Origin of the sequence: Pseudomonas sp. zfem005, from assembly GCF_032621735.1 — a bacterium.
GTDB classification, from domain to species: Bacteria; Pseudomonadota; Gammaproteobacteria; order Pseudomonadales; family Pseudomonadaceae; genus Metapseudomonas; species Metapseudomonas solani.
Window position 1 is genome coordinate 545205 of sequence record NZ_JAVYJE010000003.1, and the last position, 23519, is coordinate 568723.

Genomic DNA, 23519 nt, shown 5'->3' on the forward strand with positions numbered 1-23519 from the left:
TAGCAGATACAGGGGCGCGTATGATATCAGAATTACACCCCCTATCGCACCCCTCGCCTATCAGGCCGCCGGCGGCCGCGCCTCGTCCTTTACACCCTCGAAATCTTCTTCGCGAAGCGCCGGCAGTGCCTTGCCGCAATAGTCGCTACCCAGGGCCGTCAGCGCCTTGCACATGCCCTCCAGACGCTCATCCACCGCCTGGACGTGGTCCAGCAACTGCCCGATCGCGCGCGCCACCGGGTCAGGCATGTCCTGGCTCACGCCATAAGCATCGAAACCGAACTTCTCGGCGATGGCCTGGCGCTTGGCCACTTGCTCCGGGTCTTCCTTGACGATGACCCGCCCCGGAATCCCCACGGCAGTGGCGCCGGCCGGCACCGCCTTGGTCACCACGGCGTTGGAGCCGATCTTGGCGCCAGCTCCCACCGTGAACGGGCCGAGCACCTTGGCGCCCGCACCGACCACCACGCCGTCTTCCAGCGTCGGGTGGCGCTTGCCGGCATTCCAGCTGGTGCCACCCAGGGTCACCCCTTGATAGAGGGTGACGTCATTGCCGATCTCGGCGGTTTCGCCAATGACGATGCCCATGCCGTGATCGATGAAGAAGCGCCGACCGATGCGAGCACCCGGGTGGATCTCGATACCGGTCATCCAGCGACTGAAGTTCGACACCAGGCGCGCCAGCCACTTCCAGCCCGCCAGCCACAAGGCATTAGCCAGACGATGCAGCCAGATAGCGTGCAGGCCGGGGTAACAGGTGAGCACCTCGAAGGCATTGCGCGCAGCCGGGTCACGGTGGAATACGCTTTGAATGTCTTCTCGCATGCGTTCGAACATCACTTCTCTCTCCGCTTCTGGATTTCTCCACGCGCAGCCTTCTGGGTCTCAGTCAGGATGCCGCGCAGGATATTCATCTCGAGCTTGCTGATGGCACTACGCCCGTACAGGCGACGCAGCCGTGGCATCAAATGGCGCGGGCGCTCCGGGTCGAGAAAACCGATATCGACCAACGTACGTTCGAGGTGGCCGAAGAACAGTTCCAGCTCATCCACCGTCACCGGCTGGATGTTTTCCTCGGCGGTCAGCTCCACCTTTTCCATCTTGGTCGGCTTGCCCTGCACGCCCAGCCAGGCCATGCGCGCCTCATAGGTCAGCACCTGGACAGCCGCCGCCAGGTTCAGCGAGCCGAATTCGGGATCGGAAGGGATATGCACATGGAACTGGCAGCGCTGCAGCTCTTCATTGGTGAGGCCGGCGTACTCACGCCCGAACACCAGCGCCACTTCAGCACCACCCTCCACCTGCTCGACGCAACTGGCACCGCACTCGCGAGGGTCGAGCAACGGCCAGGGAATATGGCGATCACGCGCGCTGGTGCCGTAGACCAGGCTGCAGCCGACCAACGCTTCTTCCAGCGTTCCGACGACCTGCGCGGACTCGAGAATGTCATCAGCACCAGAGGCCCGCGCCCAGGCCTCCTGATGCGGGAACTGCTCGGGCTCGACCAGCACCAGGCGCGATAACCCCATGTTTTTCATGGCACGCGCCGCACCACCGATGTTGCCGGGGTGACTGGTACCCACCAGGACCACGCGAATGTTTTGCAGCAAGGCGCTGGCTCCAACCTAGACTTCAGGGGACGAAATCTTACAGAAGCACTCGGCCGAACGCCATGAAAGCGCCGGCCTGCACTTCATGCGCAACGCTTTTCTGTTAGAATGTCCGGCTTTCTTTAACGACCCAGGTGACTCCCCCATGCAGCCTATGCTGAACATCGCCCTGCGCGCCGCTCGCAGCGCCGGTGAATTGATCTTCCGCTCCATCGAGCGCCTGGACGTGATTTCGGTGAACGAAAAGGACGCCAAGGACTACGTCACCGAAGTCGACCGCGCCGCCGAAGAAACCATCATTCAAGCACTGCGCAAAGCCTATCCGACCCACAGCATCCTCGGCGAGGAAGGCGGCTCCATCGCAGGCAGCGGCGAAGGCGCTGACTACCAGTGGATCATCGACCCGCTGGATGGCACCACCAACTTCATCCGCGGCGTGCCGCACTTCGCCGTCAGCGTCGCCTGCAAATACAAGGGTCGCCTGGAGCACGCCGTCGTAATCGATCCGGTTCGCCAGGAAGAGTTCACCGCCAGCCGCGGCCGCGGCGCCGCCCTCAACGGCCGCCGCCTGCGTGTCAGCCCGCGCAAGAGCCTGGAAGGCGCCCTGCTGGGCACCGGCTTCCCCTTCCGCGACAGCCAACTGGACAACCTCGACAACTACCTGAACATGTTCCGCAGCCTGGTCGGCCAGACTGCCGGCATCCGGCGCGCCGGCTCCGCCAGCCTGGACCTGGCCTACGTTGCCGCCGGTCGCTTCGACGCCTTCTGGGAGTTCGGCCTGTCCGAGTGGGATATGGCAGCAGGCGCCCTGCTGGTTCAGGAAGCCGGCGGCCTGGTGAGCGACTTCACCGGCGGCCATGACTTCCTCGAGAAAGGCCACATCGTTGCCGGCAACACCAAGTGCTTCAAGGCGGTCCTGACGGCCATCCAGCCGCACCTGCCGCCTTCGCTGAAGCGCTGATACGTATAGCGACAAGAAGAACCCGGCCAGGCGCCGGGTTTTTCATGCCCACGAAAAAGGCGCCCTCGGGCGCCTTTTTCCTTTCACCGACGGATCACTGCTGGATGCCGGCCTGACGCTGCGTCAGCACCAGACGACCTTCCTTGGTGACAGGGATCTGCGCGCCCGGATCGTGATCCATGCGCACCTGGTTCACCTTGCCATCCAGCTGGTACTGCACGTCATAGGCAACCACTTTCTCGTTGCTCTCCTGAACGGTGTTGCAGCGGGTTTCAGTGGTGGTATAGGTGTCGCTGTTCTGCATGTGCTCCTGCACCTTGTTACCGGCATAACCACCGCCTACGGCGCCTGCCACGGTGGCGATCTTCTTGCCGTTGCCGCCACCGACCTGGTTGCCCAAAAGGCCACCCGCCACAGCACCCAGTACGGTACCGGCGATCTGGTGCTGGTCCTGGACCGGCCTCTGACGGGTCACAGCGACATCCTTGCAGACCTCACGCGGGGTCTTGAAAGTCTCCTTGACCGGCTGGACCGCGAGCACCTCGGCATATTCCGGGCCGTTACCCACAAGGCTGTAGGTAGCGACGGCGCCACCGGCGGTTACACCGACGGCACCCAATACGGCGCCGACGAGCATCGACTTGTTCACATGGACCTCCTGGTTCAAAACCGGCGCATCTGCGCCCTACTCCCTGCCTTGGAGTACAGCTCTTTGCCCGAGTTCCCGTAGGACCTATCCCACGCAAGCGACTGGGACAGCCATCACACCGCGCCACTTCCCCAGAAAGAACACCGCCGCCCCAAACAAAAAGGGCCTGCAGATGCAGGCCCCATAGGCAACACGCTCAAACTCAGGGACGTTCGTCCACCTCGGTGGCCACGGCCGGAGGAATCAGGTCCTCCGAACGCAGGCCCAGCCAGATGAGGACGGGGGCACTGATGTAGATCGACGAGTAGGTACCCACGACCACACCCACCAGCAGCGCGACCGCGAAGCCGTGCAGGCTGTCGCCCCCGAACACCAGCAGCGCGACCAGAGCCAGCGCGGTGGAGGTCGAGGTAGCGATGGTACGCAGCAGGGTCTGGGTGCAGGAGACGTCGATGTTCTCGATCAGGTCAGCCTTGCGCAGCACGCGGAAGTTTTCGCGGATACGGTCGAAGATGATGATGGTGTCGTTCAGCGAGTAACCGATCATCGCCAGCACCGCCGCCAGCACCGTCAGGTCGAATGGCAGCTGGAAGAACGCCAGGATGCCCAGGGTGACGATCACGTCATGCACCAGGGAAGCGATCGCGCCGACGCCGAACTTCCACTGGAAGCGGAAGGCCAGGTACAGCAGGACACCGCCCAGCGCGAGCAGCATGGCGAGGCCACCCTGGTCACGCAGCTCTTCGCCCACCTGCGGGCCGACGAACTCGACGCGCTTGACCACGAACTTGCTATCGGCGTCAATCTTGCGCAGCGCCGCGGCGACCTGGTTGCCCAGTTGCGGGTCCTCGCCAGCCATACGCACCAGCACATCGGTGCTGGCGCCGAAGCTCTGTACCACGGCATCGCGATAGCCAGCCTGCCCCAACTCTTCCTTGATCAGCTCGAGGTTGGCGGGCTTCTCGTAGGACAGTTCGATCAGAGTGCCACCGGTGAAGTCCAGGCCGAAGTTCAGCCCCTTCATGAACAGGGCACCAATACCGACCAGGCTGATGACGACAGTAACGGCGAACGCAAGATTGCGGATCGCCATGAAGCGGATTGTTGACTTGATCATGGCTGCCTCAGATCCACAGTTTCTTGAAGTTACGGCCACCGAAGATCAGGTTGACCAGACCACGGGTGAACATGATCGCGGTGAACATCGAGGTGACGATACCCAGGGACATGGTGACGGCGAAGCCCTTGATCGGACCGGTACCCAGTGCGAAGAGAATGCCGCCCACCAGCAGGGTGGTCAGGTTGGAGTCGACGATCGCCGCATAGGCACGGTCGAAGCCTTCATGAATGGCACGCTGTACGGACATGCCATTGGCCAGCTCTTCTCGTATCCGTGAATAGATCAGTACGTTGGCGTCCACCGCCATGCCCAGGGTCAGCACGATACCCGCGATGCCCGGCAGGGTCAGGGTCGCACCGATGGCAGACATCAGGCCCACCAGCAGGGCCAGGTTGAAGGCCAGGGCAACGGTCGCCAGCACACCGAAGAAACGGTAGATGGCGATGATGAACAGCGAGACGAAGACCATCGCCCACTCGGTGGACTCGATGCCCTTGACGATGTTCTCGGCACCCAGGCTCGGGCCGATGGTGCGCTCTTCAGCGAAGTACATCGGCGCAGCCAGGCCACCGGCGCGCAACAGCAGGGCCAGCTCGGACGACTCGCCCTGGCCGTTCAGACCGGTGATGCGGAACTGGTTGCCCAGCGGCGACTGAATGGTCGCCAGGCTGATGATCTTCTTCTCTTCCTTGAAACCGGGAACCACGACTTCCTGCTCGACACCGTCCACCACCTGCTTGACCTTGCGGTTCATCGGGCGCTGCTCGATGAAGATCACCGCCATGCTGCGGCCGACGTTGTTTCGGGTGGCGCGGTTCATCAGCTCGCCGCCATGGCCATCCAGACGGATGTTCACCTGCGGGCGACCGTTCTCGTCGTAGCTGGCCTGGGCATCGGTAACCTGGTCACCGGTGATGATCAGGCTGCGCTCCAGCGGTACCGGCGGGCGACCCGGCTCGCGGAATTCGAAGGATTCGGTGCTGGCCTTGCTCGCATCGGGGGCGGCAGCCAGGCGGAACTCGAGGTTGGCGGTCTTGCCGAGAATACGCTTGGCTTCGGCCGTGTCCTGCACGCCCGGCAGCTCGACCACGATGCGGTTGGCGCCCTGACGCTGTACCAGCGGCTCGGAAACGCCCAGCTCGTTCACGCGGTTGCGTACGGTGGTCAGGTTCTGCTTGATCGAGTATTCGCGGATTTCGGTCAGCTTGGCCTGGGTCAGGGTCAGGCTCATCACCTGCTGATCACCACGCTCGGCGGTCTTCAGGTCGAAATCGGTAAAGGATTTGCGGATCAGCGACTGCGCCTTGTCCAGCGACTCCTGGTCACTGAAGCCGAGCTGGAAGCCGTTGTCGATGCCCGGCAGGCTGCGGTAGCGCACGCGCTCCTTGCGCAGCAGGGTGCGGACTTCGCCTTCGTAGATCTTCACCCGGGCGGAAACGGCCTTCTCCATGTCCACTTCCAGCAGGAAGTGCACACCACCGGAAAGGTCGAGGCCCAGCTTCATCGGCGTCGCACTCACGCTGCGCAGCCAGTCCGGCGTGGTCGGTGCGAGGTTCAGCGCAACCACGTAGTCCTCGCCCAGCACCTGGGTGACGACCTCCTTGGCCGGCAGTTGATCACCCAGCTTGGTCAGGCGCAGCAAGCCACCACGCTCACTGAGGCTCGCGCTTTTGACTTCGAACCCGGCAGCCTTGAGAGCCGCCACGGAGCGATCAAGATCGCCCTGCTGGATCTTCAGCGCGGTGCTGTTGCCAGAGATCTGGATGGCCGGATCATTGGGGTAGAGGTTAGGTGCGGAATAGACCAGGCCGAGGGCGAGAACCGCCAGGATCAGCAGATATTTCCACAGAGGGTACTTGTTGAGCATGACACCGCCCGTTATGACGCGGGGCGCCTTAAGCGCCCCGTGAATGGTGAAGAACGAATCGTTAGATGGCTTTCAGCGTGCCTTTCGGCAGCGTGGCCGCGATGGCGACCTTCTGGATCTTCAGTTCGACGGTGTCGGACACCTCAATGACCACGAAGTCATCGGAGACCTTGACCACCTTGCCGGCGATACCGCCAGAGGTAACCACTTCGTCACCCTTCTGCAGGTTGCCCAGCAGATTCTTGTGCTCTTTGGCGCGCTTGGACTGGGGACGCCAGATCATCAGGTAGAAGATGACCAGGAAACCGACCAGGAAAACCCACTCGAAGCCAGTGCCGGCGGGACCAGCTGCTGCGGCCGGGGCGGCAGCGTCGGCATAGGCGGCGGGAATCAGAAAGCTCATGTAGCACTCCTGTTGCGAAAATTTGAAGAATGTTCAGCTCTATATATGCGGCTTTATCAGTCCAGGGGCGGTGTCGGTAGTCCGCGCCGGGCATAGAAGGCATCGACAAAGGCGGCCAATTTACCCTGTTGGATTGCCTCGCGCAAACCAGCCATCAGGCGCTGGTAATGCCGCAAGTTGTGGATTGTATTCAACATGCTGCCGAGCATTTCACCGCATTTGTCCAGATGATGCAGATAGGCCCTGGAGAAATGTTTGCAGGTGTAACAGTCGCAGGTCGGGTCCAGCGGCGAGTCGTCGTGCTTGTGCACCGAGTTACGGATTTTCAGCACCCCGGTCTCGACGAACAGGTGGCCGTTGCGGGCGTTACGGGTCGGCATCACGCAGTCGAACATGTCCACACCGCGGCGCACGCCTTCCACCAGGTCTTCCGGCTTGCCCACGCCCATCAGGTAGCGCGGCTTGTCCGCCGGCATCTGTGCGGGCAGGTAATCGAGTACACGGATCATTTCCTCCTTGGGCTCACCCACGGAGAGGCCACCGATGGCCAGGCCGTCGAAACCGATCTCGCTCAACCCGTCCAGCGAACGCATGCGCAGCTCTTCATGCATGCCGCCCTGGACGATGCCGAACAACGCGGCCGTGCTTTCGCCATGAGCGGTCTTCGAGCGCTTGGCCCAACGCAGCGACAGCTCCATGGAGCGCTTGGCCACATCGAGGTCGGCCGGGTACGGCGTGCACTCGTCGAAGATCATCACGATGTCGGAGCCGAGATCGCGCTGTACCTGCATGGACTCCTCAGGGCCCATGAACACCTTGGCGCCATCCACCGGGGAGGCGAAGGTCACGCCCTCCTCCTTGATCTTGCGCATGGCGCCCAGGCTGAAGACCTGGAAACCACCCGAGTCGGTGAGGATCGGCCCCTGCCACTGCATGAAGTCATGGAGGTCGCCGTGGCGCTTGATCACCTCGGTACCGGGGCGCAGCCAGAGGTGGAAGGTATTGCCGAGGATGATCTGCGCACCGATGTCCTCGATGTCACGCGGGAGCATGCCCTTGACCGTTCCATAGGTGCCAACCGGCATGAAGGCCGGCGTTTCGACCACGCCACGGGGGAAGGTCAGACGGCCACGACGGGCCTTGCCTTCGGTGGCCAGCAGTTCGAAGGTCATGCGGCAGGTACGGGTCATGCTTGGTCCTCGGGCCCGCGGGGAGCGGGGTTGCGGGTGATGAACATGGCATCACCGTAACTGAAGAAGCGATAGCCCTGCTCAACCGCTGCACTGTAGGCAGCCATTGTTTCCGGATAACCGGCAAAGGCCGACACCAGCATCAACAGGGTGGATTCGGGAAGATGGAAATTGGTCACCAGGGCATCCACCACATGGAAGGGCCGGCCCGGGTAGATGAAGATATCGGTGTCGCCACTGAAGGGCTTGAGCACGCCATCGCGTGCAGCGCTTTCCAACGAGCGCACGCTGGTGGTACCGACGGCGATCACCCGGCCGCCACGAGCACGGCAGGCCGCCACGGCGTCAACCACTTCCTGGCCAACCTCCAGCCACTCGAGGTGCATGTGGTGCTCCTCGATGCGCTCGACGCGGACCGGCTGGAAGGTACCGGCCCCCACGTGGAGGGTGACGAACGCGGTTTCGACGCCCTTGGCAGCGATGGACTCCAGCAACGCCTCGTCGAAATGCAGCCCGGCCGTGGGCGCCGCAACCGCACCGGCATGGCGGGCATAAACGGTCTGATAGCGCTCGCGGTCCGCGTCTTCGTCCGGCCTGTCTATATAAGGAGGCAACGGCATGTGCCCGAGGCGGTCCAGCAGCGGCAGCACGTCCTCGGCAAAGCCCAGCTCGAACAGCGCATCGTGGCGCGCCAGCATGGTCGCCTCGGCACCGCCGTCGATGAGAATGGTCGAGCCCGGCTTGGGCGACTTGCTCGAACGCACATGGGCCAGCACGCGATGGCTGTCCAGCACGCGCTCCACCAGTATCTCCAGCTTGCCGCCGGAAGCCTTCTGACCAAACAGGCGCGCCGGGATCACCCGGGTGTTGTTGAACACCATCAGGTCGCCTGGGCGCAGATAGCCCAGCAGGTCGGCAAAGCCCTTGTGGGCCAATTCACCCGTGGGGCCATCGAGCACCAGCAGGCGGCTGGCACGCCGTTCGCTCAGCGGATGACGGGCGATGAGGTGCTCGGGGAGCTCGAAATGGAAGTCGGCAACGCGCATGGTGGGGTCTTCTTGCAGGGGCGCGAATATTAACGGAAATGCGTAAATCTGACCACGCGGGCGGATTGACCCGACTCGGCCGCCTCCCTATACTCCGCCGCCATCGTGCCCCGGTGGCGGAATGGTAGACGCGGCGGATTCAAAATCCGTTTCTGGCGACAGAGTGAGAGTTCGAGTCTCTCCCGGGGCACCACGATTTCAGCAAGCCCGCTTCTCACGCGGCCTGCAGTCCATAGCTACACCTCAGAACAACCCTGCCGAAACCCCTTTTTCAGAAGCCGTACATCGGCACTGGAAATCTTCTTAAACCCCGCCTAGGATTGACCTTTCGGGGGGTTGGCAATTCCAAGAAAGTTAGCGTAGAGTGTGCGCACTGTGTTTGCATGGGTCGCTGTTGAATCGTGACCTGGTGCAGTAGATCCTACAGATCCGCTACATCCCGCTCGACTTCTCTTACTCTCTGCAACCAGTTCCAGCCCTCTATGCTTTAAGAAAAGCAAGAGGCTGTCATCAACTCTAGTTTCAAGGAAATAAGACATGTCGAATCGTCAAAACGGCACCGTTAAGTGGTTCAACGACGAGAAGGGTTTTGGTTTCATCACTCCCGAAAGCGGTCCGGATCTGTTCGTGCACTTCCGCGCTATCGAAGGTAACGGCTTCAAGAGCCTGAAAGAAGGCCAGAAAGTCAGCTTCGTAGCTGTGCAAGGTCAAAAAGGCATGCAGGCTGACCAGGTTCAAATCCTGGGCTAAGCCTTCTGCTTTGAAAGAACCCCTGATGGAAACATCAGGGGTTTTTTTATGCCCGTGATTCTATGGAGCCCAGCCCTTAGAATGTCGCGACCCCACGTTTGCAAGGGCTTTCCATGCCGAACCAGAAACTGCGTCCCGAAGGCGATTTCCCCGTCGCGGGTCCGATCCGCCGCTTCGCTGCAATCTTCTACGACTTCCTTCTCTGCGTTGCCCTGATGATGGTCGTCACCCTCTTCTATCAGCAGGCGATCCTGCGCGCGATCTTCGGCGGCGAACGCCTGCGGCAGATGGCCGAACAGGGCGCATTGATCGGCGACCCGGTGCTTTCCAGCCTGCTGTTCCTCAGCCTCTTCGCCTTCTTCAGCAAGTTCTGGATGCGCGGCGGCCAAACCCTCGGCATGCAGGTCTGGGGCGTGCGCATCCAGAACCGCGACGGCTCGGCCATCAGCCTGTGGCAGGCCCTGCTGCGCTTCGTGGTCGCCATCGGCTCCTGGCTGTGCTTCGGCCTCGGCTTCCTGTGGATGATCTTCGACAAGCAGAAACGCAGCTGGCACGACATGTACTCCGACAGCCAGGTCGTCCAGTTGCCGAAGAACATCCACAAGAAGTAGCGCCGCCGAATCGCACCCAAGAAAAAGCCGGCTCGCAGCCGGCTTTTTCTTGCCCGGGAGAACTACCCCGCGCGCCTCAGCAGCAGCACGCCGGCCAGCGCGCAGATCCCCGCCGGGATCAGCACCGCCAGCAGCGGCGAGAACCCGAACACCAGGCTGGATGGCCCGAGCAGGTCCTGGCTGATGCGCACCACGAAGCCGATCACCACGCCGGTGAACACGCGCTGCCCCAGCGTCACCGAGCGCAGCGGACCGAAGATGAAGGAGATCGCCATCAGCACCAGCGCGCCGGTGACCAGCGGCTGCAGCACCTTGGTCCAGAACGCCAGCCAGTAGCGGCCGTTGTTCAGCCCCTGGTCCGCCAGGTAATGGGTGTAGCGCCACAGACCGGTGATCGACAGGGCCTCCGGCTCCATCACCACCGTGCCCAGCAGTTGCGGGTTCAGCTCGATGTCCCAGCGCTCGTTCGCCGCTTCCACCACCTCGGTGTGGTCGCCACGGAAGTACGTCGTGGAAACATCTTCCAGTTGCCAGTGATCGGCCTGGTACAGGGCGCGCCGGGCGAAGCTCGCCGACTGCATATGGCGTTCGCCGTCGAAGTCGTAGCGGGTCACACCATAGAGCACGCCATTGGGCTGCACGGCGTTGATATGCACGTACTGGTTACCCTGACGGTGCCACAGACCACGCTTGGCGCTCTGCGCCTCACCGCCGCCTTGCGCCAGGGCGCGGTTGCCCTGTGCCAGGTTCTCGCTCCACGGCGCGACGTACTCGCCGATCAGCACGCCCACTAGCATCAGCACCAGCAGCGGCTTCATCACCGCCCAGACGATGCGCCCGATGGACACGCCCGCCGCACGCATGATGGTCAGTTCGCTGCTGCTGGCCAGGCCACCGAGGCCGATCAGGCTGCCGATCAGCGCCGCCATCGGCAGCATCTCGTAAACCCGGCGAGGCGTGGTCATCAGCACATAGGTGGCCGCTTCCAGCACACCGTAGGAGCCATCCACATCGCCCAGTTCGTCGATGAAGGCGAACAGCAGCGCCAGCCCGACTATCACCCCCAGCACCGCGAGGATGCCGAAGAACACGCTGGTGCCGATATAACGATCCAACCTAACCATGGGCCACCTCACGGGCATCACGACGAGCTGCCCACTTCAGCCGCAACGGCTCCCAGTAAAGCAATGACAGGCCGACCAGCAGGAACATCCCGTGCACCCACCAGAGGCCGAGCGCCATGGGGATCTTGCCTTTGTCCAGCTGGCCGCGCGCAGCGATCAGCAAGGACAGGTAAGCCATATAGAGAAGGATCGCCGGCAGCAGCTTGAGGAAGCGGCCCTGGCGCGGATTGACCCGCGACAGCGGCACCGCCAGCAGGGTCACCACGAACACCAGCAGCGGAATGGACAGGCGCCATTGCAGTTCGGCCTGGTAGCGCGGGTTATCGCTGCCGATCAGCTCGGAAGTCGGGATCGCCTCGCGCTCGCCGATCTCGCCACTGATTTCCGGCTTGGGCAGGAGGATGCCGTAGGTCTCGTACTTGATGGCACGGTAGTCGGCCTTGCCCGGGTTGCCGTCGTAGCGGTAGCCGTTCTCCAGGATCAGGTAGCGGCTGCCATCCTTGTGGATGACCTGGCTGCCCTTCTCCGCCACCAGCACGCCGATGCCACGTTCCTTGTTGTTCTGCGACAGGCGCTTCTCGGAGATGAACACCCCGCCCAGCTCGCCACGGTCGGCCGAAAGGCTCTCGGTGTAGGTCACCCGCGTGCCGTTCTTCATGGTCTGGAAGCGGCCCGGCACCAGGGTGTCGAACTCGGTCAGCGCGTCCTGCTCATTGAGGATGCGCGCCACCTGGGCCACGCCCTGGGGCGCCAGGCCCAGGCTCAGCCAGGCCACCAGCAGCGCCACCAGGGTCGCCGGCGCCAGGCTATAGGCCATCAGCCGTTGCTGGCTCATGCCGGTGGCGGCGAGCACGGTCATCTCGCTGTCCAGGTAGAGCCGGCCATAGGCCAGAAGGAAACCGAGGAACAGGCCCAGCGGCAGGATCAGCTCGAGGAAGCCCGGCAGGCGGAAGCCCATGATCAGGAACAGCACGCCCGGGTCCAGAACGCCTTGCGCGGCCTGGGCCAGGTACTTGATGAAGCGACCACTCATGATGATCACCAGCAGCACCGCACTCACGGCGCTCAAGGTGACCAGGACTTCGCGGGACAGATATCGGAAGACAATCAAACCAGACACTCCAGGGTTGTCAGGCTCAGGCGGCTACGCTCAAACTAGCCGCTTTGTGGCCAGCCCGCCGAACCGGCGGACCACTGAAAAATGGCCGGCATTATATCCTGCAATCCCGACTCTTTGTCTTGGGGACATACGTCATGGAATTCCTCGTCAAAAGCGCTCGTCCCGAAACCCTGAAAACCGCCACCCTGGTCGTCGCCGTCAGCGAAGGCCGCAAACTGGGCCCCGCCGCCAGCGCACTGGATGGCGCCACCGGTGGCGCCATCAGCGCCCTGCTCAAGCGTGGCGATATCGCCGGCAAGGTCGGCCAGACCCTGCTGCTGCACAGCCTGCCCAACCTCAAGGCCGACCGCGTGCTGCTGGTGGGCGTGGGCAAGGAACGTGATCTCGGCGACCGCCAGTTCCGCAAGGTCGCCGCCGCCGTCAACGGCGTGCTCAAGGGCCTCGGCGGCAGCGACGCCGTACTGGCCCTGGGCGAACTCGCGGTCAAGGGCCGCGACGCCTACGGCAAGGCCCGCCTGCTGGTGGAAACCCTGGCCGACGGCTCCTACCGCTTCGACCGCTTCAAAAGCACCAAGGCCGATGCCCCGGCGCTGAAGAAAATCACCCTGCTGGCCGAGAAGGCCGAAGTCGCCGACGTCGAGCGAGGCAGCGCCCATGCCCAGGCCATCGCCACCGGCATGGCCTTCACCAAGGACCTCGGCAACCTGCCGCCGAACCTCTGCCACCCCAGCTTCCTCGCCGAGGAAGCCAAGGCACTGGCCAAGGCCCACAAGAACCTCAAGGTCGAAGTGCTGGACGAGAAGAAGCTCAAGGAGCTCGGCGCCGGTGCCTTCCTCGCCGTCGCCCAGGGCAGCGACCAGCCGCCGCGGATGATCGTGCTCAACTACCAGGGCGGCAAGAAGGACGACAAACCCTACGCCCTGGTGGGCAAGGGCATCACCTTCGACACCGGCGGCATCAGCATCAAGCCCGCCGCCGGCATGGACGAGATGAAGTACGACATGTGCGGCGCCGCCAGCGTGCTCGGCACCTTCCGTGCTCTGCTCGAGCTGCAGCTGCCGATCAACGTCGTCGGCCTGCTGGCCTGCGCCGAAAACATGCCCAGCGGCGGCGCCACCCGCCCCGGTGACATCGTCACCACCATGAGCGGCCAGACCGTCGAAATCCTCAACACCGACGCCGAAGGCCGCCTGGTGCTGTGCGACACCCTCACCTACGCCGAGCGCTTCAAGCCCCAGGCGGTGATCGACATCGCCACCCTCACCGGCGCCTGCATCGTCGCCCTGGGCAGCAACGTCTCCGGCCTCATGGGCAACAACGACGGCCTGGTGAAGCAGATCCTCAAGGCCGGCGAATACGCCGACGACCGCGCCTGGCAGCTGCCGCTGTTCGACGAATACCAGGAGCAGCTCGACAGCCCCTTCGCCGACATCGCCAACATCGGCGGCCCCAAGGCCGGCACCATCACCGCCGGCTGCTTCCTGTCGCGCTTCGCCAAGAAGTTCCACTGGGCCCACCTCGACATCGCCGGCACCGCCTGGGTCAGCGGTGGCAAGGACAAGGGCGCCACCGGTCGTCCGGTGCCCCTGCTCACCCAGTACCTGCTGGACCGCGTGTAAACTGCAGCATCGCCCGGCGGCACAGGCCGCCGGGCACCCGCCTCACCTCAGGAACACCCAGCCATGACCCGCGTCGAGTTCTACGTCCTTTCTTCCAGCAGCCCGGCGGACCGCCTGCGCGCCGCCTGCCAGCTGGCGAGCAAGGCCTGGCGCCATGGCCTGCCGGTGTTCGTGCGCTGCGCCGACAAAGCCCAGAGCAACGAGCTGGACGAGCTGATGTGGCGCTTCAAGGCCGAAACCTTCATCCCCCACAGCCAGCATGAAGACGACCCGCAGGCACCGGTGGTGATCGGCGCCAACGAACAGCCCGAAGCCGCCCAGGGCCTGCTAATCAACCTCGACGCCAGCCTCTCGCCGCATCTCGAACGCTTCAGCCGCATCATCGAGATCGTCAACCAGGAGCCGGCGCTGCTGGCCGCCTGCCGTGAGAATTTCCGGACCTATCGCCAGCGCGGCTATGATCCAAAGCGAGTCGAACTCTAAGTACGCCCCATGGACAACTCCAGACCGCCGCAAAAGCCCGCTCACCTGCTCGACGACCTCGAGTCGATCCGCGCCCTGCTCGATGAACACACCAGCAGCGAGCCGCCCCTGCTCACCGAATCCGTCGACCCGGACAGCATCCCCCTGCTCTCCGAAATCGTCGAACCACCGCCCTTCGAGCTCACCCCGCTGGGCAGCGAACCCGTCGCCCCGCGCCCGGCTCCGGCCGTGCAGCCCGCCCCCGCACCTGCTCCGCGGATCGAGCAGCCGAGCACCACGCCCATCCAGTCCGCCCTGCAGCGCAGCGCCGAAGCCGCCAGCGCCCAGGAATTCAGCCGCCTGGACACCGAGCTGCGCGCCGCCGCGCAACTCATCCTGCAAGACGTCATCGACGATTTCGTGCCCCAGATAGAAGCCGAGCTCAAGCGCCGCCTCAGCGCCCGCCTGACCCGCCTCCTGCCCCAGCCGCCCCGCCGCGGCTGACCGGCGCGCGCCTCGCGCCGCCCCATCGCGCCCCGCGCTTGGGGCTTGTACCCGCAGCCGCTATACTCGGCGGCTTTCCGATCAGTTGCCGACACGGTCCCGCCGCACCATGGACAAGACCTACCAGCCCCACGCCATCGAAACCTCCTGGTACCAGACCTGGGAGAAGAACAACTACTTCGCCCCGCAAGGCTCCGGCGAGTCCTACACCATCATGATCCCGCCGCCGAACGTCACCGGCAGCCTGCACATGGGTCATGGCTTCAACAACGCCATCATGGATGCGCTGATCCGCTTCCGCCGCATGCAGGGTCGCAACACCCTGTGGCAGCCGGGCACCGACCACGCCGGCATCGCCACCCAGATGGTGGTAGAGCGCCAGTTGGCCGCCCAGGGCGTCGATCGCCACGACCTCGGCCGCGAGAAGTTCCTCGACAAGGTCTGGGAATGGAAGGAACAGTCCGGCGGCACCATCACCCGCCAGATCCGCCGCCTCGGCTCCTCCGTCGACTGGTCGCGCGAGCGCTTCACCATGGACGACGGCCTCTCCGAAGCGGTCAAGGAAGCCTTCGTGCGCCTGCACGCGGATGGCCTGATCTACCGTGGCAAGCGCCTGGTCAACTGGGACACCAAGTTCCACACCGCCATTTCCGACCTCGAAGTGGAAAGCCACGACGAGAAGGGCCACCTGTGGAACCTGCGCTACCCGCTGGCCGATGGCCTGAAGACCGCCGACGGCAAGGACCACCTGGTGGTCGCCACCACCCGTCCGGAAACCCTGCTCGGCGACAGCGCCGTGGCCGTGCACCCGGAAGACGAGCGCTACAAGGCCCTGATCGGCAAGTTCGTCGAACTGCCCCTGGTCGGCCGTCGCATCCCCATCATCGCCGATGACTACTGCGACCCCGAGTTCGGCACCGGCTGCGTGAAGATCACCCCGGCCCACGACTTCAACGACTATGAAGTCGGCAAGCGCCATGACCTGCCGCTGATCAACATCTTCGACAAGAACGCCGCCGTGCTCGCCACTGCCCAGGTGTTCCACATCGACGGCAGCGTCAACGGCGAATTCGACGGCAGCCTGCCCGCCGCCTATGCCGGCCTCGACCGCTTCGACGCGCGCAAGCGCATCGTCGCCGACATCGAAGCCCTCGGCCTGCTGGAAAAGATCGACGACCACGCCCTCAAGGTGCCCAAGGGCGACCGTTCCGGCACCGTCATCGAACCCTGGCTGACCGACCAGTGGTACGTCTCCACCAAGCCCCTGGCCGAACCCGCCATCGCCGCCGTGGAAGACGGCCGCATCCAGTTCGTGCCCAAGCAGTACGAAAACATGTACTTCTCCTGGATGCGTGACATCCAGGACTGGTGCATCAGCCGCCAGCTCTGGTGGGGCCACCGCATCCCGGCCTGGTACGACGAAGCCGGCAACGTCTACGTCGGCCGCGACGAAGCCGAAGTCCGCGCCAAGCACAACCTGGGCGACATCGCCCTGCGCCAGGACGACGACGTCCTCGACACCTGGTTCAGCTCGGGCCTGTGGACCTTCTCCACCCTCGGCTGGCCGGAACAGACCGACTTCCTCAAGACCTTCCACCCCACCGACGTGCTGGTCACCGGCTTCGACATCATCTTCTTCTGGGTCGCCCGGATGATCATGCTCACCATGCACCTGGTGAAGAACGACGACGGCAGCGCCCAGGTCCCCTTCAAGACCGTGTACGTCCACGGCCTGGTCCGCGACGGCCAGGGCCAGAAGATGTCCAAGTCCAAGGGCAACGTCCTCGACCCGCTGGACATCGTCGACGGCATCACCCTCGACGCCCTGCTGGAGAAACGCACCAGCGGCATGATGCAGCCCAAGCTGGCCGAGAAGATCGCCAAGCAGACCAAGGTCGAGTTCCCCGAAGGCATCAACAGCTACGGCACCGACGCCCTGCGCTTCACCTTCTGCTCGCTGGCCTCCACCGGCCGCGACATCAAGTTCGACATGGGCCGCGTCGAGGGCTACCGCAACTTCTGCAACAAGCTGTGGAACGCCGCCAACTTCGTCACCGAGAACACCGACGGCCAGGACACCGGCATCAACGGCGAAGCCGTCGAGCTGTCCTCGGTCGACCGCTGGATCATCTCCCAGCTGCAGCGCACCGAAGCCGAAGTCACCCGCCAGCTCGACGCCTTCCGCTTCGACCTCGCGGCCCAGGCCCTCTACGAATTCGTCTGGGACGAGTACTGCTCCTGGTACCTGGAGCTGGTCAAGCCGGTGCTGTGGGACGAAAACGCCCCCATCGAGCGTCAGCGTGGCACCCGCCGCACCCTGGTGCGCGTGCTGGAGGTCATCCTGCGCCTGGCCCACCCGTTCATGCCCTTCATCACCGAAGAGATCTGGCAGCGCATCAAGGCCCAGGCCGGCGTCAGCGGTGACACCCTGATGCTGCAACCCTGGCCGGTGGCCAACGAAGCCCGTATCGACGCGGCCGCCGAAGACGACATCGAATGGGTCAAGACCCTGATGCTCGGCGTGCGCCAGATCCGTGGCGAGATGAAGATCTCGATGGCCAAGCGCATCGACGTGGTCCTGGCCAACGCCAGCGATGAAGACCTGCGCCGCCTCGCCGACAACGGCCCGCTGCTGAACAAGCTGGCCAAGTTCGAATCGGTCCGCGTCCTCGCTGCCGGCGAAGAAGCCCCCATGTCCGCCACCGCCCTGGTGGGTGACCTGCAGGTGCTGGTGCCCATGGCCGGCCTGATCGACAAGGAAGCCGAGCTGGCTCGCCTGGACAAGGAAATCCAGCGCCTGGACGGCGAAGTGAAGCGCGTCGGCGGCAAGCTCGCCAACGAAGGCTTCGTCGCCAAGGCCCCGGCCGAAGTGCTCGACAAGGAGCGCGCCAAGCTGGCCGAAGCCGAACAGGCCCTGGCCAAGCTGGCCGAGCAGCGCGAGAAGATCGCCAACCTGTAAGCCCACAAGGCCCGCCAATCGGCGGGCCTTGCTCTTTCATAGGGACGTGGAAGACATGCCCATCCAACTGCGCTTCGAATCCACCCTCGCCGTCAGCCCCGGCCAGGCCTGGAGCTGGATCACCGACGTCGACCGCCTGCGCGAGGAAATGCGCCCCTGGCTGCGCATGACCGTGCCCGCCGGCGTCCGCAACCTCGAAGACCTCGCCTTCCAGCCCGGCGAGCCGCTGTTCACCAGCCACCTCTGGCTGTTCGGCTTTCTGCCGCTGGGCACCTCGCGACTGACCCTGCGCGAACTCAACCCCGGCGTCGGCTTCGTCGAGGAATCCCCCATGACCGGCATGCGCCTGTGGCGCCACGAACGCCGCCTGGAAGCGGACGGCAATGGCACCAAGGTGATCGACCGCCTCACCGTCGAGCCACTGTTCGGCGCCCCGCTGGTGCGGCTATTCCTGCGCCTGTTCTTCGCCAACCGCCACCGCGTGCTGCGCCATCGCGCGCCCTGAACCCGGAGCCCCCATGGAAACCAGCAAGACCAAGACCAGCTTCTACCGCCGCCTCTACGTCGCCTGGCTGATCGACAGCGGCACCGCCGCCAGCGTCCCCGCCCTGATGGACGCCACCGGCATGCCCCGCCGCACCGCCCAGGACACCCTCGCCGCCCTCGCCGACCTGGACATCGATTGCCAGTTCCAGCAGGACGAAGGCGCTCGCAACAACGCCGGCCACTACGTGATCCGCGACTGGGGCGCCATCGACAAGCATTGGATCGCCGCCAACCTGCAACAGATCAAGGCCACTCTCGGCTACCCCTGACAGAATCACGCCCGTAAACAGACGTAGCCCGGGCTTCAGCCCGGGAAACTCCTCCGGTTGAAACCCGGGCTACGGTGCAACGGCCACACCCCATCCAGGAGCCCCCGCCATGACCCCGCAACTCCTCTGGGTACTCGGCCTGCTGCTGGTGGTCGTCACCCTCTTCGTGCGCAACCGCCCGCGTATGGACGCCGTCGCCCTGCTGGCCCTGGTCGCCCTGGCGCTGAGCGGCGTGCTCACCACCGAGCAGGCCCTGGCCGGCTTCAGCGACCCCAGCGTGGTGCTGATCGCCGCGCTCTTCATCATCGGCGACGGCCTGGTGCGCACCGGCATCGCCTACCGCCTGGGCGACTGGCTGGTGGCCCGCGCCGGCAGCAGCGAGACGCGCCTGCTGGTGCTGCTGATGCTCAGCGTCGCCGGGCTCGGCTCGGTGATGAGTTCCACCGGCATCGTCGCCATCTTCATCCCCGTAGTGCTTGGCGTCGCCGCCCGCCTGAAGATCGCCCCGGCGCGGCTGATGATGCCCCTGGCCTTCGCCGGCCTGATCAGCGGCATGCTCACCCTGGTGGCCACGCCGCCGAACATGGTGGTGCACAGCGAACTGCGCCGCGCCGGCTTCGACGGCTTCGGCTTCTTCGGCCCCACGCCCATCGGCCTCGCCGTGCTGGTCCTCGGTGTGCTCTACATGCTCGTCGCCAGCCGCTGGCTCGGCCGCGACACCCGTGACCAGAGCACCGCCGCCCCGCGCCTGACCCTCGCCGACCTGGCCGGCGCCTACCACCTCAGCGAGCGCGAACGGCGCCTGCGGGTGCGCGCCGATTCTCCCCTGGCGCGCCAGGCCCTCAACGAGCTGGAGCTGCGCCGCGAATACGGCATCAACGTCATCGCCGTCGAGCGCCAGCGCAAGTTCCGCACCCTGCTGCTGATGGCCACCGGCAACACCCAGCTGGAGCCCGGCGACGTGCTGCTGGTGGACCTCGCCAGCCCCGCCATCGGCCTGCTCGGTGCCTACCACGCGCTGGGCCTGGAGCCCATGCCCCTCAACGCCTCCTACTACAGCCTGCACGCCCACCAGCTGGGCCTGGCCGAAGTGGCCCTGCCGCCGGAATCGGAGCTGCCGGGCAAAACCATCCAGGAACTGGGCTTCCGCAGCCGCCACCGCCTCAACGTCGTCGGCCTGCGCCGCCACGGTCGCCCTCTCGAAGGCGTGCTGGTGGATGAAAAGCTCAAGGGCTCCGACACCCTGCTGGTGGCCGGCGAATGGAAGGACATCCACCGCCTGCAGGCCCAGGGCCGCGACTTCCTGGTGCTCAGCCTGCCCGCCGAGGTGGACGAAGTCGCCCCCACCGCGCACAAGGCGCCCCACGCCCTGCTCAGCCTGGCGGTGATGGTGGTGCTGATGGTCAGCGGTCTGGTGCCCAACGTCATGGCCGCGCTGGTGGGCTGCCTGCTGATGGGCGCCTTCCGCTGCATCGACCTGGACAGCGCCTACCGCGCCATCCACTGGCCCACCCTGATCCTCATCGTCGGCATGCTGCCCTTCGCCCACGCCCTGCAGCAGACCGGCGGCATCGGCCTCGCCGTGCAGGGCCTGGTGGCGTTGCTGGGCGATGCCACGCCGCGCCTGGTCATCGCCGCGCTGTTCGTGCTCACCGCGGTGATCGGCCTGTTCATCTCCAACACCGCCACCGCCGTGCTCATGGCCCCGGTGGCCATCGCCACCGCCCAGCAGCTTGGCGTCTCGCCGCAGCCCTTCGCCATGACCGTGGCCCTGGCCGCCTCGGCCGCCTTCATGACGCCCATCTCCTCACCGGTGAACACCCTGGTGCTCGGCCCCGGCCAGTACCGCTTCGGCGACTTCGTCAAGGTCGGCGTGCCCTTCACCCTGCTGGTAATGATCGTCACCGTGCTGCTGGTGCCCTGGCTCCTGCCCTTCTGACCGGCCGCCCGACGGCGGCTGGACAAACCCGGCGGGTTGTGAATAATGCGCGCCTACCCTTCGTTCCCGGACCTCGCCATGCCCAGCAAACCGCCCAGCAAGACCGCACCGGCCAAGCCGTCCGAGGGGAGCAAGGCGCCGCTGCACCCGCGCAACCGCCACCAGGGCCGCTACGACTTCCCCGCGCTGATCGCAGGCAACCCGGAGCTGGCCGCGTTCGTCATCCTCAACCCCTACGGCAAGCAGAGCATCGACTTCGCCAACCCCGAGGCGGTCAAGGTCTTCAACCGCGCGCTGCTGCAGCAGTTCTACGGCATCCGCCAGTGGGACATCCCCGCCGGCTACCTGTGCCCGCCCATCCCCGGTCGCGCCGACTACCTGCACCATCTGGCCGACCTGCTGGGCGCCGCCCATGACGGCGTGATCCCCAAGGGCTCCGGCCTGCGCGGGCTGGACATCGGCGTCGGGGCCAACTGCATCTACCCGCTGATCGGCCACCATGACTACGGCTGGCGCTTCGTCGGCGCCGACATCGACGGGCAGTCCCTGGACTCCGCCGCCGCCATCCTCACCGCCAACCCGCAATACCGCGACGCCATCGAGCTGCGCCGCCAGGAGCACCCGCAGCACATCTTCCAGGGCCTGCTGCAGGCCGACGAACGCTTCGACTTCACCCTGTGCAACCCGCCCTTCCACGCCTCCCTGGACGAAGCCCGCAGCGGCAGCCGGCGCAAGTGGAAGAACCTCGGCAAGCAGGACCCGAGCCGCACATTGCCGGTGCTCAACTTCGGCGGCCAGTCCAACGAGCTGCATTGCGAAGGCGGCGAAGCGGCCTTCATCGCTCGCATGGCCGACGAAAGCGCCGCCTTCGGCCAGCAGGTGTTCTGGTTCAGCACCCTGGTGTCCAAGGCCGGCAACGTCGCTCCCCTGCAGGACCGCCTCAAGGCCCTCGGCGCCACCGACGTCCGCGTGGTGCACATGGCCCAGGGCCAGAAGCAAAGCCGCTTCGTCGCCTGGACCTACCTGGAAAAAAACCAGCGCCGCGCCTGGCGCAAGGAACGCTGGCTCGCCTGATCCGCTCCTTCCCTGTGGGAGCGAATTCATTCGCGATGCTCTTGTAGGCGTTACCGGCCACACCGACGGTGGACCGATGAAGCGTGGTCCACCCTACGCACAGCTACGCCTCACAAGGCACCTCTCCCGCTGCCTCCGGCTCATGGGTGCGCACCCTGCCCAGCAGCGCGAACACCAGCACCGCCGTCAGTCCGGTCACCGCCGCCAGCACCTGCAGCAGGGTACGGAACGCCGCGTCATAGCCCGGCAGCAGCGCCGCCCGGTCCACCCTCAGCATCGTCGCGGCCTGGGCCAGGTCGCCCAGGGCCGCATGGCTGGCGGCGGCGACCAGTAGCGGCGGCGCCACCGCTGAAACCGGCAACGCCGCCAGCACCAGCGCCGACAGCAGCGCACCGACCAGGGCGATGGCCACGCCGTCGCCGGACACCCGCACGGTGTTGAAGATGCCGGTGGCCATGCCCGCCCGCTCCTTCTCCACCACGCTCACCGCCAGCCCGTCCATCAAGCCCCAGGGCAAGCCGATGCCCACGCCCACCAGCAGCATCGGCAGCACCAGTGCCTGCGGCCCGGCCACCAGCGCCTCGCTCATCCACAACAGCCCCAGCGCGTTCAGCACCAGGCCCAGGGCCGACAGCACACCGGCGGTGAACCAGCGCGACAGCCAGGCCGCCAACATCGGCACCACCAGCAACGGCGCCGACAAGGCGATCATCAGTTGCCCGGTCTGCACGGCGCTGAGGCCATCCACACCGATGAAACGCCCCGGCAGCAGCACGATCAGCACCACGAAGGCGAAGGCGGGCGACGCCCCCAGCAACTGAACACCGGCGAACTGCGCACGACGGAACAGGCCCAGCTCCAGCATCGGCCGTGGGCTGCGCCGTTCGATCAGCACGAAGGCCACCAGCAACGCCAGGCTGCCCCACAGCGAGCCCTGCACCAGCGGGTGCGACCAGCCGTGCTCCGGCGCCAGCAGCGTGCCGCAGGTGAACAGGGTGAGCATCGCGGTAAAGCTGAACGCCCCCGGCCAATCCAGCCCCTGGGCATTGGGGTCGCGGCTCTCGCGGGCGCAAACGGCCACCAGCAGCGCGCCGGCGATGCCGAACAGCGCCGGCAGCAAGAACACCATGCGCCAGCCCAGGCCGTCGCTCAGCAGGCCGGCCAGCAACGGGCCGAACGCCAGCCCCAGGCCGAAGGTGGTGCCCAACAGGCTGAACACCCGGGTGCGGATCGGGCCATGGAACTCCTGGGCCAGCGCCGCCATGGCCCCGGCGAAGGCGGCGGAACCACCCAAACCCTGGAGCACGCGCAACAGGTCGAACCACAGCACCGTGGGGGAGAAGGGAATCACCAGGGTCACCGCCGCGAACAGCGCCAGGCCCACCAGCCACACGCGCTTGCGCCCGTGGATGTCGGCCAGGCTGCCAGCGGCCATCATCGCGCTGCCGTAGGCGAGGATGTAGCCATTGGTGATCCAGCTCAGCTCCACCGCCGAGCCACCCAGGGCCTGGCTGATGGCCGGCAGCACCACCGCCGGGCCGGTGAAACACAGCGGGATCAGCACCGCCGTCAGGCAGGCGGCCAGCAGCAGCCAGCGGCGAGCGCCGTCGGAGAGGGATGAATCAGTCATTTCGAAAGCTCCGCAAGGAAAGTCGGAGCAGGTTATGGCGGCGGTAATTGCGGAAAAACAGGCTAA

The 23519-nt window shown here is 65.2% G+C and carries 22 protein-coding genes and 1 tRNA gene; 12 read left to right on the forward strand and 11 right to left on the reverse strand.

The features are described 5' to 3' along the window. Positions 1 to 60: 60 nt before the first annotated feature. On the reverse strand, positions 61 to 837 hold the full coding sequence (gene cysE, locus RTW82_RS09285) for a serine O-acetyltransferase (protein ID WP_316924899.1): 777 nt from the start codon (positions 835 to 837) through the stop codon (positions 61 to 63). Then, on the reverse strand, positions 837 to 1610 hold the full coding sequence (gene trmJ / locus RTW82_RS09290) for a tRNA (cytosine(32)/uridine(32)-2'-O)-methyltransferase TrmJ (RefSeq protein ID WP_043240082.1): 774 nt from the start codon (positions 1608 to 1610) through the stop codon (positions 837 to 839). The genes cysE and trmJ overlap by 1 nt, the downstream gene beginning before the upstream one ends. Positions 1611 to 1755: 145 nt before the next feature. Here trmJ and suhB point away from each other — a divergent pair, with 145 nt between their 5' ends. After that, a complete protein-coding gene (gene suhB / locus RTW82_RS09295; RefSeq protein WP_021220850.1) occupies positions 1756 to 2571 on the forward strand; it encodes an inositol-phosphate phosphatase in 816 nt (271 codons plus the stop codon). 94 nt (positions 2572 to 2665) lie between these two features. Here suhB and RTW82_RS09300 read toward each other — a convergent pair whose 3' ends face one another. The 6 genes from RTW82_RS09300 to queA all read right to left on the reverse strand — a co-directional run bounded on the left by RTW82_RS09300 (position 2666) and on the right by queA (position 8846). Further along, positions 2666 to 3220, reverse strand: a complete 555-nt coding sequence (locus RTW82_RS09300) for a glycine zipper 2TM domain-containing protein (protein ID WP_021220851.1) — start codon at positions 3218 to 3220, stop codon at positions 2666 to 2668. Between the two features lie 202 nt (positions 3221 to 3422). Beyond that, the gene (gene secF / locus RTW82_RS09305) at positions 3423 to 4337 is read right to left on the reverse strand and encodes a protein translocase subunit SecF (RefSeq protein WP_184487499.1); all 915 of its coding nucleotides are present in this window, start codon (positions 4335 to 4337) and stop codon (positions 3423 to 3425) included. A 7-nt stretch (positions 4338 to 4344) separates the two neighbouring features. Then, positions 4345 to 6207 (reverse strand): protein translocase subunit SecD, encoded by a 1863-nt coding sequence (gene secD, locus RTW82_RS09310; protein WP_021220853.1) that lies wholly within the window; start codon positions 6205 to 6207, stop codon positions 4345 to 4347. A gap of 61 nt (positions 6208 to 6268) precedes the next feature. Beyond that, positions 6269 to 6610, reverse strand: a complete 342-nt coding sequence (gene yajC / locus RTW82_RS09315; protein ID WP_184487498.1) for a preprotein translocase subunit YajC — start codon at positions 6608 to 6610, stop codon at positions 6269 to 6271. A gap of 56 nt (positions 6611 to 6666) precedes the next feature. Next, positions 6667 to 7782 (reverse strand): tRNA guanosine(34) transglycosylase Tgt, encoded by a 1116-nt coding sequence (gene tgt, locus RTW82_RS09320; RefSeq protein ID WP_316924948.1) that lies wholly within the window; start codon positions 7780 to 7782, stop codon positions 6667 to 6669. Positions 7783 to 7796: 14 nt separating this feature from the next. Further along, positions 7797 to 8846, reverse strand: a complete 1050-nt coding sequence (gene queA, locus RTW82_RS09325; RefSeq protein ID WP_271658906.1) for a tRNA preQ1(34) S-adenosylmethionine ribosyltransferase-isomerase QueA — start codon at positions 8844 to 8846, stop codon at positions 7797 to 7799. 107 nt (positions 8847 to 8953) lie between these two features. On the opposite strand from queA, the gene RTW82_RS09330 reads away from it, so the two are divergent. The 3 genes from RTW82_RS09330 (at position 8954) to RTW82_RS09340 (ending at position 10207) form a co-directional block, all read left to right on the forward strand. Further along, positions 8954 to 9039 (forward strand) — tRNA-Leu (locus RTW82_RS09330). 344 nt (positions 9040 to 9383) lie between these two features. Then, positions 9384 to 9596: a cold-shock protein gene (locus tag RTW82_RS09335; RefSeq protein WP_003298189.1), complete on the forward strand. Its 213-nt coding sequence runs from the start codon at positions 9384 to 9386 to the stop codon at positions 9594 to 9596. A 113-nt stretch (positions 9597 to 9709) separates the two neighbouring features. After that, a complete protein-coding gene (locus RTW82_RS09340) occupies positions 9710 to 10207 on the forward strand; it encodes an RDD family protein (protein ID WP_316924900.1) in 498 nt (165 codons plus the stop codon). Positions 10208 to 10269: 62 nt separating this feature from the next. Here RTW82_RS09340 and lptG read toward each other — a convergent pair whose 3' ends face one another. Continuing rightward, entirely contained in the window at positions 10270 to 11331 is a 1062-nt protein-coding gene (lptG, locus tag RTW82_RS09345) for an LPS export ABC transporter permease LptG (RefSeq protein ID WP_316924901.1), read from the reverse strand. Continuing rightward, positions 11324 to 12442, reverse strand: a complete 1119-nt coding sequence (lptF, locus tag RTW82_RS09350) for an LPS export ABC transporter permease LptF (protein WP_043240067.1) — start codon at positions 12440 to 12442, stop codon at positions 11324 to 11326. The genes lptG and lptF overlap by 8 nt, the downstream gene beginning before the upstream one ends. 143 nt (positions 12443 to 12585) lie before the next feature. Here lptF and RTW82_RS09355 point away from each other — a divergent pair, with 143 nt between their 5' ends. The 8 genes from RTW82_RS09355 (at position 12586) to rlmF (ending at position 21823) form a co-directional block, all read left to right on the forward strand. Beyond that, positions 12586 to 14070: a leucyl aminopeptidase gene (locus RTW82_RS09355; protein WP_316924902.1), complete on the forward strand. Its 1485-nt coding sequence runs from the start codon at positions 12586 to 12588 to the stop codon at positions 14068 to 14070. Positions 14071 to 14133: 63 nt separating this feature from the next. After that, the gene (locus tag RTW82_RS09360) at positions 14134 to 14553 is read left to right on the forward strand and encodes a DNA polymerase III subunit chi (RefSeq protein ID WP_316924903.1); all 420 of its coding nucleotides are present in this window, start codon (positions 14134 to 14136) and stop codon (positions 14551 to 14553) included. A 9-nt stretch (positions 14554 to 14562) separates the two neighbouring features. After that, on the forward strand, positions 14563 to 15036 hold the full coding sequence (locus RTW82_RS09365; protein ID WP_316924904.1) for a DNA polymerase III subunit chi: 474 nt from the start codon (positions 14563 to 14565) through the stop codon (positions 15034 to 15036). A gap of 109 nt (positions 15037 to 15145) precedes the next feature. Further along, positions 15146 to 17995 carry a valine--tRNA ligase gene (locus tag RTW82_RS09370; protein WP_043240057.1) on the forward strand — a complete coding sequence of 950 codons (2850 nt, stop codon included), beginning with the start codon at positions 15146 to 15148 and terminating at the stop codon, positions 17993 to 17995. 55 nt (positions 17996 to 18050) lie between these two features. Then, the gene (locus tag RTW82_RS09375) at positions 18051 to 18500 is read left to right on the forward strand and encodes a hypothetical protein (RefSeq protein WP_316924905.1); all 450 of its coding nucleotides are present in this window, start codon (positions 18051 to 18053) and stop codon (positions 18498 to 18500) included. A 13-nt stretch (positions 18501 to 18513) separates the two neighbouring features. Next, a complete protein-coding gene (locus tag RTW82_RS09380; protein ID WP_184487491.1) occupies positions 18514 to 18810 on the forward strand; it encodes a helix-turn-helix domain-containing protein in 297 nt (98 codons plus the stop codon). Positions 18811 to 18919: 109 nt separating this feature from the next. Continuing rightward, complete coding sequence (locus RTW82_RS09385; RefSeq protein WP_184487490.1) at positions 18920 to 20749, forward strand: SLC13 family permease; 1830 nt, start codon at positions 18920 to 18922, stop codon at positions 20747 to 20749. A gap of 78 nt (positions 20750 to 20827) precedes the next feature. Continuing rightward, positions 20828 to 21823 (forward strand): 23S rRNA (adenine(1618)-N(6))-methyltransferase RlmF, encoded by a 996-nt coding sequence (rlmF, locus tag RTW82_RS09390; RefSeq protein WP_316924906.1) that lies wholly within the window; start codon positions 20828 to 20830, stop codon positions 21821 to 21823. 103 nt (positions 21824 to 21926) lie between these two features. On the opposite strand, the gene RTW82_RS09395 is transcribed toward rlmF, so the two are convergent. Then, positions 21927 to 23453: an MFS transporter gene (locus tag RTW82_RS09395; protein ID WP_316924907.1), complete on the reverse strand. Its 1527-nt coding sequence runs from the start codon at positions 23451 to 23453 to the stop codon at positions 21927 to 21929. Positions 23454 to 23519 lie beyond the last annotated feature (66 nt).